Here is a 14,497-nt window from a genome sequence, read left to right as displayed (position 1 = left end):
GCTCCTTCACCTCACATGCGCAGTCCCGCGCTGAGTTCCACGATGTCTCCGCGCCCAGCCGGATCAGGGAGAAGCGCGCGGTCGAGGGCTTGGGCGAAGCGCTCCGGGACTGCAGGGTTCAGGACCGCCGCCGAGACGAGCGGTACGGGCGGGCGTCCGGTCACCGTCACGTGGATCAGCTCGGCCAGGCGGCGAACGTCCTCGGCGGGTTCGACGGGATGGAGGAACGCATCGCCGACGTCACGGAGAAAGAGTGCCCCACCTCGGTCGGTCATGATCGAGTCAGAGTCGAGGGAGCCATGGGCGAGGCCTCTGGCATGTAGGGAAGCAAGCCCTTCGCAAAGTCCGGCGATGCCAGCGGCCAGGACCCTCACGGCCTCGGACTCGCGGCCTCGGCCGCCATAGAACTGGGCCAGGGTGGTGAACGAGGGGATCGCAGTGACCAGTGTCGCCGTCTCCGCGGTCATAGACGCCGCGACGGGCGGAGGCAGGCCGGGGAGTGCTTCGGCGAGCAGGTCGGCCTCGGCGGCCAGGGCGACGCGGAGATCCAGGGCTTCGGAATCGGGCCACCTGGTGGCGATTCTGCGGATCCAGAGGTGATGGCCGTCAGGTGTGAGCGCGAAGGCCCGGGACCTGATCGCTCGGCCGTCCGTGGACCTCTCCTCTTGGGGATTGCCGGCGATCCGGTAGGCGACGTCCCCGATCTCAACGATCTCGCCAAGGCCCATGGGCTTTTCGTCAAGCGGCTTGTCCGGCTCCGGCCGTGCCCGCTCGACGACCACCCACCCCTCATGCTCGGCTTTGATGGCGCGCAGATGGTCATCCGGCCATAGGCCCGGCTCTTTGTCGATGGTCCGGTGGCAACTCGGGCACAGCAGCATGAGATTGCTAAGGCCATCGACTTCCGCCGGTCTGACCGCCTCCCGGCGAGGTCCGTCAGGGGAGTGGGGTGCGATGTGGCCCATCTCGCCGATGTGGTGGGTGCCACCCTCTATGTCCAAGGGTCTACGGCAGATGGTGCATCGCCTGTCGGTCGCGTCGAAGAGCGCGCGTCGAATCTCGTTGGGGATGTGCTTGCGCTGAGCTTGCGCCACTTGAGGATGGTAGCGACTGCTGCGCCCAGATGACGGCTGTCCGCCAAAGTACGCAGCCTCCGAGTAGGCAACTCACCTGCCGCGAAAATCGTCGAATTAGGTGCAGGTTTGAGCGCGAGCCAAGCCCTGCGACCGTCATTCATGAATCACGCCATGAGGTGCCTAGAAGATTCCGGACAGCCAGCTACATAAGCTGACAGCAGTCTGGAAGAGGTAGGTACGTGACGAGGCGTCGCAGGCAGTTCTCGCCGGAGTTCAAGGAAGAAGCCGTCCGCCTGGTGCTGGCCGACCCCGCGGGCTCCTCGCTCCACGCGACGAGCCCGCGGTGAGAACCGGGATGTGGTGCGTCAGGAGATCGCGGCGAGCCGGTTCGCAGCCAGGTCCTCGACGATCGTCGACTGCTCCGGGGTCCAGCCGAGGATCCGCCGTGCGGCGTCCCCGACGGCCTGCTGGTCGAGCAGCAGCGCCTCGCCGAGCAGGCCGAGGCGTTCGAGCGTCCGGGCCACCGGCTCGGGAGCGACCCGGCCGGACAGGCCGATCGCCCGGCTCACGGCTTCGGTGATCTCGCGGACAGTGGGGTTCACGCCACTGGCCCCGATGAAGTACGAGCCTGCGGGCGCGCTCTCCAGCGCCCGTACGTAGAGCACGGCGAGGTCGTCCACGTGCACCGTGCCCCAGTGCTGCTCCCCATGGCCGATCATGGTGAGGGCCGGCGCGTCTCCTGCGGTTCTCGGCCCCGAGGCCACGAGGTTCAGCAGCCCGCCGCCACGGCCGTAGACCACGGCGGGAGCCACCACCGCGACGCGCACGCCGGGCGTGGAGAGCACGCGCTCCACGATCGGCACCCGCCAGGCCGTCAGACGCGGCGGGTTCATCGGGGTCGATTCGGTGATCGCGGTGCCGCTTCCGTGCACCCAGAGTCCGCTGGTGTGGACGTAGGGCCGGTCGGTGCCCTTGAGGGCGCCGAGGATGTGCGTGGCCGCGGCGTCGTCGATCCGCGCACTGCTGTCGTCACCAGGAGCGGCCAGGTGGATCACGCCGTCGGCGGCGTCGGCGAGCCGGTGCACCGCATCGGCATCGGCCAGGTCGCCGAGGACAGGGACCGCCCCTCTGGCTCGTACGGCCTCCGCCTTGCCCTGGTCGCGGACCAGGGCGGTGACCTGGTGCCCCTCGGCCACCAGCCGATCGAGAACCGCCGCGCCGATGTAGCCGGTTGCGCCGGTGAGAAATACGCGCATGAGTCGTCCTTCGTCGAGGAGTTGTGGAAGGCGGCCTGGAAGCCGGTGGCCGCGCTGGCCACTGTTGTCGATGGCCGCTTATCGTGTCCAACGAAGAATCTCGATGCTCATATCGCCGGCACCGATAGATGGAGGAGGCGCATGGACCAGCGCAGGCTGGAGTACTTCATCGCGGTGGCCGAAGAGATGAACTTCACCCGTGCCGCCCAGCGCCTCCACGTGACGCAGTCGACGCTGTCGGCGGGGATCAAGGCGCTGGAGAGTGACCTACGGGTCGAGCTGGTGACCCGGTCGACCCGATCGGTCCAGCTCACCGAGGCGGGATCGGCGTTCCTCCCCGAGGCCAGAGCGGCCCTGGAGGCTCTGGACCGGGCCCGCGCCACCGTCGAGCCGGTCTCCGCCGGCCTGCGCGGCAGCCTCACGGTCGGCATGCTCACCAGCATGACCGTCGTGGACGTCCCCGCATTGGCCGGTGACTTCCATCGCCGGCACCCAGGGGTGCGGCTGCGCGTCGCGATGTCGCAGCGCGGCACGGCGGGGCTGGTCGAGGACGTCAAGGAGAGCCGTGCGGACGTGGCCTTCGTCGGCAGGCGCCTCCGGGACGAGCACCTCAACGTCATGCCGATCAAGGATTTTGAGCTCCAGCTGCTCGTCGCCGAGGACCACCCCCTGTCCCGGCGTGACGCCGTGCGCCTTGCCGACCTCGCGAGTGAGCCCTTCGTCGAGATGCCGATCGGCTTCTGCCAGCGGGAGCTGGTGGACGAGGCGTTCGCTCGCGCGGAGCTGCCGCGTCAGGTGCTGGTCGAGGTCTCCGACATCACTACGATTCCCCAGTACGTGATGCGTGGGCTCGGCGTGGCATTCCAGCCCAAGACGTTCCCCGTGCACCCCGGTGTGCGCGCGGTGGCGCTGCAGGGGACGGGACTGTCCTGGACGCTCTGCGTGATCAGCTCTGCGAAGCGCAAACCGACCAGGGCGCTGCACGCCTTCATGGACCTGCTCCCACGGCACATCCATCACGAGCGCGCCTTCTGACAGGAGATCGATCGACGATGGCGACGGGAACGGTCAGCCGTCGCATGCGAGGACCAGCCGGAGCACTACGCCACGGTCATGACGGCCTCGGACAAGGGGCGGAGTACCGGCAGAGACCGTTGTTCGAGTGATCTGTATTCAGCTGTGCGGGAAGATCGGCGGTCACCTTGAGTGGTCGCCGGCGGCATAGCGGCTCCAAGGGCTTCCGACTGCCGCATTCTGGCGTGTCGTCGACAGCTTCCTGTGCCGCTCGAATATCGGGTCACGTCATCTGAGCTGCGGTTGAGCGGCGTGATGGTCTTCGTTGGTCGTCAAGGTCGTTCACGTGCGCGGCAGGCCGTGTCGCGGCATCCGGGGCGTCGGTTCCGGGATCGGCGTTCGCGGCCGAGTGGTGACGATCCGCAACCCTTCACCTTGAAGAACTCTCGGAAGGCGGAGGTGAAAGGCGCGCCTCATCAGCAGGCCCCCAGTTCAGAGCACGTGGGGACACGTCAGGGTTGCGCTCAGTGCTGCAGCGGCATGAGGTGGTCGGCGAACTCGTCGAGCCAGCGCTCGACCGAGGACACAGGCGTGGCGGGCCGTACGACGAACTTGGTGATCCCAGCCTCGACGAAACGCCCGATCAGATCACGGGCGGCGGCCCAGCCGACCGGGACGATCTCGGCGGGGTCGGCGCCCGGGTTGCGCCTGGCGATGGCGTCGATCGCGGTGGCAGGGATCTCGGTCGCGGCCACCGCGAGGCTGGTGCCGTAGTGGTCGGCCTCGATCTCGCGGCCCGCCTCGGCCGCGTGCGCCGCGATCGCCATACGGCCGGCGGCGGCCTGGTCAGGAGTGAGGAAGCTGGCCAGCCAGCCGTCGGCGAGCCGACCGGCGCGGCGCAGGGCGCGCTCCCCGCTGCCGCCGACCCAGATGTCGAGCGGCCTGGCCGGCAGCGGGCCGACCCCGGCGTTCTCCACCGCGAAGAACTCGCCGTGGAAGGTCACCTTCTCCTGCCGCAGGAGCAACCTGAGCAGCTCCAGCGACTCGTCGAACACCGCACCGCGCGGCCCGGGAACGGGGAACGCCTCCCGCTCGGCGGGCCTGGCCGGGGTCAGCCCGAAGGCCGGCAGCACGCGCTTGGGGGCGAGCGCAGCCAGCGAGGCGAGTTGCTTGGCCACCCGCACCGGGTGACGGCCCGGCAGGATCGCCACCCCCGTGCCGACCTTCAGCCTGCGGGTGGCGGCCAGCGTGTAGGCCATGCCGACGATGGGCTCGACGGACGGCCCGTGGACGATCTCCGACAACCACAGCGAATCGATCCCGAGAGCCTCGGCCCGCTCCGCGAGTCCGGCGAGGCGGTCAGGGTGGTCTCCAGGTGGCGGAGCTATCCCGATCCGTACCTTCATCGGGCCATTATCGGCCGGACCGGCGCGGGCCTGCTGATGCGGGGGGCTGGGAAGCGGGAATCAGAACCGCCGCGGCGTCCTGAGATCGGCGCTGCTCCCGGCGCTGTCCACGTGCTTTGTCCCACGTGGCGGTGCAGGGGGTGACAGTTGGAATCCTCGACGACCTCGATCCGAACGGGCAGCTCGCGCTGCGGGGTTTTGAGTTGCGTCCAGGGTGGAGCAAAACGCGCTGAGATGGCACGAACCATCATCCAGTGGCACAGTGCGACTCTTAAAGATCTTGCTTCTGATCCGGCGGTGCAGGTTCGAATCCTGCAGGGCGCGCAATCGAGACCAGCTAAAACCTCGTCTGAGCTGGTCTTTTGCTTGGGTGCGGCTCTCGCGTGATGTGCAGCAGTAGGCCGCCGAGAGCCCCTGTCTGTCGGTGGTCACGGGATATACGCGGGATGAAAGGGGCCACGTTTTCGTACGTCGAGGCCAGGTTTCTGGACGTCTGCGGGATGAACCCGACGTGAGCCGAAGAGCCCCGGAGCGATCCGAGACCCATGGCTGGCGATGGACTCCCATGTTCTACGGTTCCTGATCTGCCTTCGCGTCGGGCCACCCTGGTGCGGCATCGACGATTTTGCGTGCCTGCTCTCGAAGCTCGTCGTCGGTCGGCGGAGTCCCACGTAGGGCTTCCCAGCCGTCGATGAGGAGGATCAGTTCCCAAATCTCGTGGGGGGTGGTCCATCTATCGCTGAGCTCCATGATCAGGAAGTCGGCGCCCTTGCCTATGGGTAGCGTGCCCTCCGCTATCCCTGCACCACGTCCTGAGCGACCGCCCGCGGCTCGCGCTGGAGGTCGATGGACGGGAAGCCGCTCTCCGCCAGCACCTGGCGGACCAGCGGCTCAACTTCCTTCATAGGTCCGATGGACAACGCGTAACCCGCAAGCTCCCACACCGCCGGCGTATCCAGACCGGCCTCGATGAGCTCACAGGCCAGCCATCCAGCATCCGCCGCCCTCCCCGGGAGCCGACCCCAGAGGAGATCACCTCTGAGGTCGGCCAGACGATCTCTGAGCTCAGCCGGGAGATCCACCGGGCCAGTATCCCCGGATCGATCAGTCACGAGCCAGCGCACCCTCTATCCGCTGGTTGGCCACATTGCGTTGTCCGTCAATGCACTTGGCGTAGATCCGGAGCATGATTTCCGGTCCGTGGCCGGCCCGCTCCGTCGCTTCGGGTGCGTGGACGCCAGCCTCCAGCGACAGGGAGACGGCGGCGTGCCGCAGGTCGTACGGTCTGCCCGCGAGGGGAGAGGCGACCTGATCGGGAGTGAGGGCGTAGGTTCGGGCCTCTTTCCAGATCTTGGCGTAGGCCGAGCCGGAGATCACGCCGTCCGTCCTGGTCCGGAAGAGCCGTCCGTCCTTGGCCGTGCCGTGCGTGTCGAGGTGCGCCCGGAGGATGGCCACCAGTTCGGGCGGGATCGGCACCGGCCGCGTGCTCTTCGCGTTCCGATGCTTCAGGCCGCGTTCGTCGTGGGCCTTGCCGGAGTGGGTGAACCGCTTGTTGCTCTGGGGTGCGGTCTTCTCCAGAGTGAGCAGGCCCCACCCGGATGCGAGAAGGTCGACTGTGGCGAAGTACTGCATGTCAGAGACGGCCGCCCGGCGCAGGTTCTGCACGAACCGATCCACCAGTTTGGAGAAGTGCAGCGCATCGCGGGCACGAGCTGCCGGTTGACGGTCAGCGTGCTGCCGTCGAGATTCATCTGAACCTCGTTCCCCGCTCGCTGCAGGTCGCCCAGCAGGCGGGCCACCGCCTTGAGGTTGTCCAGGGGGACGTGTGCGGCGGCGCGCTCGGCCAGGATGACGACCTCGTCGTCGACCACGCCGGGTCATGGCTCGGTGCGGTATCCGGTCAGCAGGTCGGCGTGGGTCGTCGGCGGCTGCCTGCCCGGAGCGGGCGATCAGTTCGACCACGTTCACCAGCGGGTCCTGCCAGCTGAGCTTGCGCCTTTGCAACGCCTGCGCAAGCGGTGCTCACGTGGCTGCTCTTCGGCTTCACCGAGTGGTCGCCGCCGCGACGACCGCTCGGTGAGCGCGCGAATGGCCTGAGGCTGGGCAAGGGTAAGCGGAGACGGTTCTGCTCTGCGCGAAGCCGGCGGAACCCGAACGCGCCATCGACCTATGGTGAGGCATGGCCTCATCCATGCCGTCGCGTCCAGCGATCAATCGGACCGCCCCCGAGCCGTCTCCGGCTCGCGAGCCGCTGTGGCGGCAGGTGCTCGGTGAGTGCTTGAGAGGGCTTCGCCATGAGCGGGGCGAGAAGTTGAGCGAGACGGCAAGCCGCGCCGGAGTCTCGCCGCAATATCTCTCCGAGATCGAACGAGGCGTCAAGGAGCCGTCGAGCGAAATGATCGCCGCGGTCGCCGGAGCGCTGGATGTGACCCTGGTCGATCTGACCCTCGCCGTTGCCGAGAGTTTGCGGCCTGCTCAGCAGGGCGCGTCGAGAGGTGCCACCTGCTCGGCGGCATATGCTCTGGCCGCGTAGCGCGGCTTGCCGGGGTTGTCCACGGGCCTATGAACGCTCCTCGATGATCTGATCGAGGAGCCCGTACTCCAAGGCAGCGGTAGCGGTGAACACGCGATCGTGATCGGTGTCGGCGCGCAGGGTCTCGACCGACTGGCCGGTGTGCCGTGAAAGTATGCGCTCGATGTCCGCCCGGACACGTACGACCTCGTCGGCCTGCAAGATGAGATCGGGGATCGCTCCGCGCCCCTGGGCTGCCGGCTGGTGCAGGATGATCCGTGCGTGGGGGAGAGCGGCACGTTTGCCTTCGGCGCCCGCGGCGAGAAGTACGGCACCCACCGCGACGGCCTGGCCGACACAAGTCGTCGAAACCCGCGGGCGGATATGGCGCATGGTGTCGTAGATCGCGAGCATCGCGCTCGGGTCTCCGCCTTCGCAGTTGATATAGAACTGGATCTCCGCCTCGGGGTTGTCTGATTCCAGAAAAATCAGCTGCGCGATGAGAGCATTCGCGACGCCCGCGTCGATTGCGGTGCCCAGGTAGACGATCCGCTCGGTGAGCAGGTGCGAGTAGACATCCATGATCCGCTCGCCACGAGGGTTCGAGGCGATGACGTTCGGGATCGTATATGTGGTCACTGGCCGACTCCTTGGGTGATGCCGAATCCGAGCCGCGGGCGGTTTTGTGGCGCGATTTCGTCGAAGTTCTGCACGATGGCGTCGATGAAGCCGTAGTCCAGTGCTTCCTGTGCCGTGTACCAACGATCGTGCAGAGAATCCTCGAATATGCGCTCGACAGGCTGACCTGTGTCCTCGGCAATCAGACCGAGCACTGTGTCGCGCGTATGCCGGAGGTCGCCGGCCTGCAGTTCGATGTCGACCGCGGTGCCACCGATTCCCGCTGAGCCTTGGTGCATCAGGACTCGTGAGTGCGGTAGAGCGCGGCGCTTCCCACGGGCCCCCGACGACAGCAAGAACTGCCCGGCACTGTAAGCGATACCCAGGACGAGGGTCGATACGTCACAGGGAATGAGGCGCATGATGTCGCGGATCGCAAGCATCGACGGGACCGAGCCACCCGGGGAATGGATCCACAAGGCGATATCGGACGACGCATCCTCCGTGGCGAGCGCCATCAGCTGGGTGGCCAGCAGTGTCCCGTTGTCGTCGTCGAGAGGGCCGTCGAGAACGAGAACACGCTGCTCAAAGAGTTCGCGTCTCATCCGTGGGTTGAACAGCGGAAGTTTCGATTCTTCGCTCATGCGTCCATCTTGTGAGGCGATCCGGACCGGCGTCGACACGATCTGCCTGGGGCAGATCTGCTCTGAGCAGCGAGAGCTCCCGAGCAGGGACAGCGCGATTACCGGCCGGTTCGGGGAGCGCGGTCCGGCTGCCGGGCCGGCTTCGATATTCGTATGGGTACGCATGGCCAGAACGGCTTCGTACGGCTCCACCTGTCGAGCCGAACTTGTGGATCGTCTGGGCACTGATGTCCGTGCGCCGATCACGCACCTGACCGAGCGCGGCCTCGGTGGCGTCTTGGGGAGGCGAACCCGCCGCGGCGCAGCGGCCCGCGTCGCTTGCCGTCCGCGGTGGGCGGGAGTTGCTTCGCGCAGGGGTCAGCGTTGCATGTCGATGATGAGCTTCCCGCGGACTCCGCCGGTCTCGAGTCGTCGGTGGGCCTCTGCGATGTCGTCGATCGGGTAGACGGTGTCGATCACAGGGCGGATGCTGCCGGCCTCGGCGCAGGTGGTGAGGTCGGCGATCCGCGCGGGGGAGGGGTTGTTGCTGAAGAGTTTCACGCGCCGGGGCGAGAGGGCGGCTCGCAGCCCCGTGGTGACCATCGAGGTCAGGATGTGGTTCTGGTCGAAGGCGAGCGCGACCATGCGGCCACGCCGGTTGAGCCGGGCCTGGTAGGCGCCGAGGTCGGTGCCCACGACGTCGAGGATCACATCGTAATGACCGAGGTCCTGCGGCCGGGTCGTGCGGTAGTCCAGGGCCGCGTCGGCGCCGAGTTCGGTGACCCAGCCGAGATTGCGGGCGCCGGCGAGCGCGGTGACGTGGGCGCCGAGCGCCTTGCCCAGTTGCACGGCGATGTTGCCGACGCCGCCTGTGGCGCCGCGGACCAGGAGCCGTTCACCGCCGGCCAGGCGGGCCTTGTCGGTCAGGGCGGTCAGGGCGGTGGTGCCCGACGAGGGCAGGGCGGCGGCGTCGAGCAGGCTCAGGTTCTCGGGTGCTCGGGCGAGTCGCTGTTCGGGGACGGCCACGTAGTCGGCGATGGCGCCGAAGGTGAAGTGCGGCATCAGCCCCCACACCTCCTGCCCCGTGCTCCAGGCGTGTACGCCGGGGCCCAGGGCCGCGATGCGGCCGGTGAAGTCGCCTCCCAGGCCGCGGGGGAATCGGGCTCGGGCGATGCCGCGGAGTCTGCCTGTGCGGAAGGCGAGTTCTCCGGCGTCAACGCTCGCGGCGCGGACCTCGACGAGTACTTCTCCCGGCCCGGGCTCCGGCATGGGCACGTCGTTGACGCGCAGCACTTCGGGAGGGCCGAAACGGGTGTATTGGACGGCACGCATGATCTCTCCCAGTCGTTCCGAGCCGTAAGTGGGCTGGCGGCCCACTTACGGTTCGGCTACTCTAACCGGAGCGCCAGCCCACTTGTCAAAGCCTGGAGAAGGCCATGCCCCACACCGCCCGGCGACGGCCCTTGCGTGCGGACGCCCAGCGCAACTACGACCGCATCGTCAGCGCGGCCCGGGACGTCTTCGCGCGTGACGGCGCCGGCGCGGCCCTGAAGGAGATCGCCCGTCAGGCCGGGACGGGATCGGCGACGCTGCACCGACTGTTCCCCTCCCGTCGAGCTCTGCTCGAAGCCGTCTTCCACGATCGTGTCGAGGAGTTGTGCGCCATGGCGGCGCAACGGGCCGAGGAGAGCGAGCCGGGCCCCGCGCTCCTGGCCTGGCTGAGGGACCTCAACACCTACGCGGGCACCAGCCGCGGCCTGGCCGCCTCGCTGCTGCACGACGGCCGGGATGCCGACCTGCTGGAACAGAACGAGGGCTGTCAGGCGATGATCACCGACGCGGCGCGTGAACTCCTGCGACGGGCACAACAGGCAGGCGCCGTACGTCCCGGGCTCCGCGCCGAGGATCTGCTCGCGCTCGTCAACGCCATCTCGCTGGCCACCGAGCGCGACGACGACACCGAGCGGGCGGACCGGCTGCTGGACATCGCGATCAAGGGCATCCGAGGCCAGGCCGCATGACAGATCAGCTGGATCCGTACATGATCGGCATGGCCCTGCCGGGGCGCGCTCGCGGTGCCGCACCGATCACGGCCGGCCGGAGCGCAAGGGGATGTCAGTGCCGCCCGGCACTGTGACGTCGATGAACGTGCGCGTGCGCGAAGCCGTCCTCGACGCTGAGCTGCCGGAAGAGTTGAAGAAGGATGCCCTGCACTCAGCCATCGGACACGTCCGCCCGACGGGTTCGAGGCCATCCACTACGCTCAGCACCACGAATCCGCACGACACGACTCGGCCGTCTGCTGTCAGCCGGAGGCGCGGACGATCAAGGCGGGCTCGAAGATGACGGACCTGGGCGTACGGCCCGGCTCGTCGATGTGGTCGAGGAGGAGGCGAGCCATCTCGGCGGCCATGTCCTCGACCGGGTGCCGGATGGTCGTGAGCGGTGGGCGGCAGGCGGTCGCGGCGCTGCTGTCGTCGAAGCCGATCACCGCCACGTCATCGGGGACGGAGCGTCCGTGGTGGCGCAACGCGTGCAGCGCGCCTTGGGCCATCAGGTCGTTGGCGACGAACACGCCGTCGAGGTCGGGTCGCTCGGCCAGGAGCCGTTCCATGGCCCTTTCGCCGCTGTCGTAGGTGAAGCCGCCCTCGCTGTAGGGGACGTAGGCGTGTCCGTGCCTGGCCATCGCGTCCTGGAATCCCGCCAGGCGTGCCTGGGCGGCGGGCACGTCGAGCGGACCGCAGACGCTGGCGACGCGGCGGCGCCCCAACTCCACGAGCCGGTCGGCGGCCAGGGCGGCGCCGGCCCGGTGGTCGAGGTCGACGTAGCTGATCGGGACACTGCTCGCCGGCCGGGCGAACAGCACCGCGGGCACCTCCGCCTCTACCAGCTCCACCGGCAGCGGGTCGGCCGCGTGCGTGGAAACCAGCAGCGCGCCGTCGGCATCGCCCTGCCGCAGGTACGACACGACCTCCGCGCGGCTCTGCGCGTTGTCGGCGAACATCAGCACCGGGTGGATGCCACGCGGCCGCAGAAAGCTGATGATCCCGGCGACGACGCGGCCGAAGAACGGGTCAGTGAGGATGGGACTGGGTGACGGGTCATCGTCGCCCCCCGCCCCGGACAGCACCAGGGCGACCGCGCCGGTGCGCCTGGTGACGAGGGAACGGGCGGCGCGGTTGGGGACGTAGCCGATGGTGTCGATCGCCTGCAGCACCGTCGCCTGGATGACAGGGTCGACGTTGCGAATGCCGTTGATCACCCGGGAGACGGTGGCGCGGGAGACACCGGCGACCCGTGCCACGTCTTCCAGGGTAGGAGAGCCCCCTTGTTTCACCCGCTCTTTATAACATGCGATTGGAGAGCGCTCTCCTTGCTGTGTGAGACCGTTATGACAGCCTCCAGCGGGAGATCGGCGGCCGAGCGCCCGGCGAGCACCGACACTTCGCCCTCGGCTGTACGCCAGGCGCCCGCCCAGTGCTGGAAGGCCCTGGCCGGCACCTCCACCACCGCCTCCACCTGCTCGCCGGGCACGGCCGTCACGGCGGCGAACCCCGCCAGCCACCGAACCGGCCGTTCGTGATCCTGCGGCCTGGCCAGGTACACCTGGACCACCTCGCGGCCCGTCCGCCGGCCGGTGTTGCGCAGCGTGACGCGCACCCGCACCGGCCGGCCGCGCGCGACCCGCTCCGGTGCCCACAACCCCTCGTACGCCCAGGTCGTGTAGCCCAGCCCGTGCCCGAACCAGTACGCGGGCGAGTCCTGCTCCCGCAGCCAGCCCCGGTACCCGATGTGCGGGCCTTCGGCGTACTCGAGCACGCCCCGCTCCGGCACAGTCGGAGCCAGGGCCCGGTCCGCCCAGGTGGTGGGCAGCCGCCCGCCCGGCTCGGCCCGGCCGAGCAGCACGTCCGCCAGGCCGTTGCCGCCCTCCTCGCCGGGGAACCAGCTGACCAGGACGGCCGCCGCCTCCTTCCGCCACGGCATCGCCACGGGACCGCCGGAGTTGACCACCACGACAGTCGCCGGGTTGGCCGCGGCGACGGCCCGCACCAGCTCGTCCTGGCCCTCGGGCAGCGCGAGCGTCTCCCGGTCGACGCCTTCGCTCTCGGCCTGCTCGGTGGTGCCCACCACGACGACGGCCACATCGCACGAGCCGGCCAGCTCGACCGCGGCGGCCAGCTCGGCCGCCGCGTCCGCGGGAGCCGGGGCGGCGGCCAGCACGCAGGCCCGCCCGCCGCCGGGGACGAGCTCGCGGCGCATGACGATCTCGACCTGGCGGCCCGCTTCGAAGGTGACGCGTCCCGTGCGGTACGGCGGAGCCAGGTGCACGGTGGCGGGGTCGTCGGTGTGCCGGGGGACCGTCTCGTCGATCACGACGCGGCCGTCCACGGTCAGCTCCAAGCGGCCCCATCCGGCGGCGGCCACGTCCCAGGGGCCCGCGCGGTCCGGCCGTACGAGGGCTCTGACCTCGACGGCGGCGGCCCGGTGGATCGGTCCTTCCGGTTCGGGAAGTCGGCCGGTGAGGCGATGCTCGGCGTGGATCTCGGCGCCTGCGGCGTCGAGGAGGCGGACCAGGAGCCCGGGCTCGCCGGTACGCGGATTCCGGGCGATGGCGACGTCGAGGGGGGCGGGCAAACCGCCAAGGGCGACGCCGGTGGCATGGTGCACCTCGGCGTGACCGTTCAGCGCGGTGCGCAGGCCGGCGAGCGGAGTGACGAGGGATTCAGGGTAGACGCCCGCGCTCCCGCCGCCCTGGATGCGGGGCCTGGCGGCGTTCGGTCCGATGACGGCGACGCGGGTCAGCCGGACCGGGTCGAGGGGGAGGAGGTCGCCCTCGTTGCGCAGCAGTACGGTCGAAGCGGCGACCGTACGGCGCAGGAGAGCGCGATCCGGACGCTCAGTGTGATCCGGATGCTCGGCGCGATCCAGATGCTCGGCGCGATCCGGACGCTCACCGACGCTCCCGGTGGTGGGGCCGCCGGCGGAAGGGCTCAGGGCGGAGGGGGCGGTGAGGTTTCCGGCGGAGGGGCCGGCGGTGGAGGAGGCGGTGAGGTCACCGGCGTAGGGGGCGGCGGGGCAGGCGACGGTGAGGTCACCGGCGTAGGGGCCGGCGGTGGAGGGGGCGGGGGAGCCGGGGAGTGCGCCGACGCGGGCGGCCAGCCGCAGCAGGCGGCGCACCTTGTCGTCGATCGCCGCCTCCAGCACCTCGCCGGCGCGGACGGCCGCCACCAGCGCCTCGCCCCACGGCCCGCCGGGGCCCGGCATGACCAGGTCCTGGGCGGCACGCGCGGAGGCGACGGCGGACCGCACCGCTCCCCAGTCCGACACCACCACCCCGTCGAACCCCCACTCACCCTTCAGCGGCTCGGCCAGCAGCTCGTTCTCGGACATGGTGACGCCGTTGACCCCGTTGTACGCCGACATCACCACCCAGACCCCCGCCTGGACGGCTGCTTCGAAGGGCGCCAGGTACACCTCGCGCAGGGTGCGCTCGTCGACGCGGGCGTCGAGGGTGAGCCGGTCGGTCTCGGAGTCGTTGGCCACATAGTGCTTGGCCGTGGCCGCGACCCCGCGCGACTGGATGCCGCGGATCACCGCCGCGCCGATGCGACCGGTCAGCAGCGGGTCCTCGGAGTAGCACTCGAAGTGTCGTCCGGCCAGGGGGGAACGGTGCAGGTTCAGGGTGGGGGCCAGGACGACGTGCACCCCCTTGCGCCGCGCCTCGACGGCCAGCAGTTCGCCCATGGACTGGGCCAGGCTCTCGTCCCAGGTGGCCGCGAGCGCGGTGGCGGAGGGGAGCGACAGGGAGGTCCGGCGCTCGTTCCATCCTTCCCCGCGTACGCCGGCGGGGCCGTCGGAGGTCACCATGGGTTCCAGCCCGATGGCGGGCTCGGCGGGCGTGCGCCACACGGTCGCTCCGGTGAGCAGCCGCACCTTGCTCTCCAGGTCCAGCTTGTCCACCAGGCGGTCGAGGTCGTCCGGGATCACACGC

11 protein-coding genes and 1 pseudogene are annotated in these 14,497 nt (G+C 69.4%); 3 read left to right on the top strand and 9 right to left on the bottom strand.

All coding sequences use genetic code 11. The features are described from left to right. Positions 1-11 precede the first annotated feature (11 nt). On the bottom strand, positions 12-1,094 hold the full coding sequence (locus tag ACBR40_RS10700) for a hypothetical protein (protein WP_371248553.1): 1,083 nt from the start codon (positions 1,092-1,094) through the stop codon (positions 12-14). A 347-nt stretch (positions 1,095-1,441) separates the two neighbouring features. Beyond that, positions 1,442-2,332 (bottom strand): NAD-dependent epimerase/dehydratase family protein, encoded by an 891-nt coding sequence (locus ACBR40_RS10695; protein ID WP_371248552.1) that lies wholly within the window; start codon positions 2,330-2,332, stop codon positions 1,442-1,444. Positions 2,333-2,473: 141 nt separating this feature from the next. Between ACBR40_RS10695 and ACBR40_RS10690 the strand changes: the two genes are divergently transcribed. Continuing rightward, on the top strand, positions 2,474-3,367 hold the full coding sequence (locus tag ACBR40_RS10690; protein ID WP_371248551.1) for a LysR family transcriptional regulator: 894 nt from the start codon (positions 2,474-2,476) through the stop codon (positions 3,365-3,367). Between the two features lie 503 nt (positions 3,368-3,870). Here the strand turns inward: ACBR40_RS10690 and ACBR40_RS10685 are convergent. Then, positions 3,871-4,752 carry a TIGR03854 family LLM class F420-dependent oxidoreductase gene (locus ACBR40_RS10685; protein WP_371248550.1) on the bottom strand — a complete coding sequence of 294 codons (882 nt, stop codon included), beginning with the start codon at positions 4,750-4,752 and terminating at the stop codon, positions 3,871-3,873. 1,104 nt (positions 4,753-5,856) lie between these two features. Then, a pseudogene (locus ACBR40_RS10680) lies at positions 5,857-6,462 on the bottom strand (site-specific integrase); the annotation flags it as partial. A 469-nt stretch (positions 6,463-6,931) separates the two neighbouring features. On the opposite strand from ACBR40_RS10680, the gene ACBR40_RS10675 reads away from it, so the two are divergent. Further along, positions 6,932-7,285, top strand: coding sequence for a helix-turn-helix domain-containing protein (locus ACBR40_RS10675; RefSeq protein ID WP_371248549.1), 354 nt, complete (start codon positions 6,932-6,934; stop codon positions 7,283-7,285). 27 nt (positions 7,286-7,312) lie between these two features. On the opposite strand, the gene ACBR40_RS10670 is transcribed toward ACBR40_RS10675, so the two are convergent. From ACBR40_RS10670 to ACBR40_RS10660, 3 genes are all read right to left on the bottom strand, one after another. Then, positions 7,313-7,903, bottom strand: coding sequence for a ClpP family protease (locus ACBR40_RS10670; protein WP_371248548.1), 591 nt, complete (start codon positions 7,901-7,903; stop codon positions 7,313-7,315). After that, positions 7,900-8,526, bottom strand: coding sequence for an ATP-dependent Clp protease proteolytic subunit (locus ACBR40_RS10665; protein ID WP_344206758.1), 627 nt, complete (start codon positions 8,524-8,526; stop codon positions 7,900-7,902). Before ACBR40_RS10665 ends, ACBR40_RS10670 begins: the two co-directional genes overlap by 4 nt. A 357-nt stretch (positions 8,527-8,883) precedes the next feature. Beyond that, positions 8,884-9,837, bottom strand: coding sequence for an NAD(P)-dependent alcohol dehydrogenase (locus ACBR40_RS10660; RefSeq protein WP_371248547.1), 954 nt, complete (start codon positions 9,835-9,837; stop codon positions 8,884-8,886). A 104-nt stretch (positions 9,838-9,941) separates the two neighbouring features. On the opposite strand from ACBR40_RS10660, the gene ACBR40_RS10655 reads away from it, so the two are divergent. After that, complete coding sequence (locus tag ACBR40_RS10655; protein ID WP_344206760.1) at positions 9,942-10,526, top strand: helix-turn-helix domain-containing protein; 585 nt, start codon at positions 9,942-9,944, stop codon at positions 10,524-10,526. Positions 10,527-10,810: 284 nt separating this feature from the next. On the opposite strand, the gene ACBR40_RS10650 is transcribed toward ACBR40_RS10655, so the two are convergent. Together ACBR40_RS10650 and ACBR40_RS10645 are read right to left on the bottom strand one after the other, a co-directional pair. After that, entirely contained in the window at positions 10,811-11,809 is a 999-nt protein-coding gene (locus tag ACBR40_RS10650) for a LacI family DNA-binding transcriptional regulator (RefSeq protein ID WP_371248546.1), read from the bottom strand. Between the two features lie 29 nt (positions 11,810-11,838). Then, positions 11,839-14,493 carry a glycoside hydrolase family 3 C-terminal domain-containing protein gene (locus ACBR40_RS10645; RefSeq protein ID WP_371248545.1) on the bottom strand — a complete coding sequence of 885 codons (2,655 nt, stop codon included), beginning with the start codon at positions 14,491-14,493 and terminating at the stop codon, positions 11,839-11,841. Positions 14,494-14,497: the final 4 nt, after the last annotated feature.

The sequence above is a fragment of the Nonomuraea sp. AD125B genome, from assembly GCF_041402765.1.
Taxonomy (GTDB): Bacteria; Actinomycetota; Actinomycetes; order Streptosporangiales; family Streptosporangiaceae; genus Nonomuraea; species Nonomuraea bangladeshensis.
Note: the sequence above shows the minus strand (reverse complement) of the source record. Positions and strands in the feature narration are given on the sequence as shown.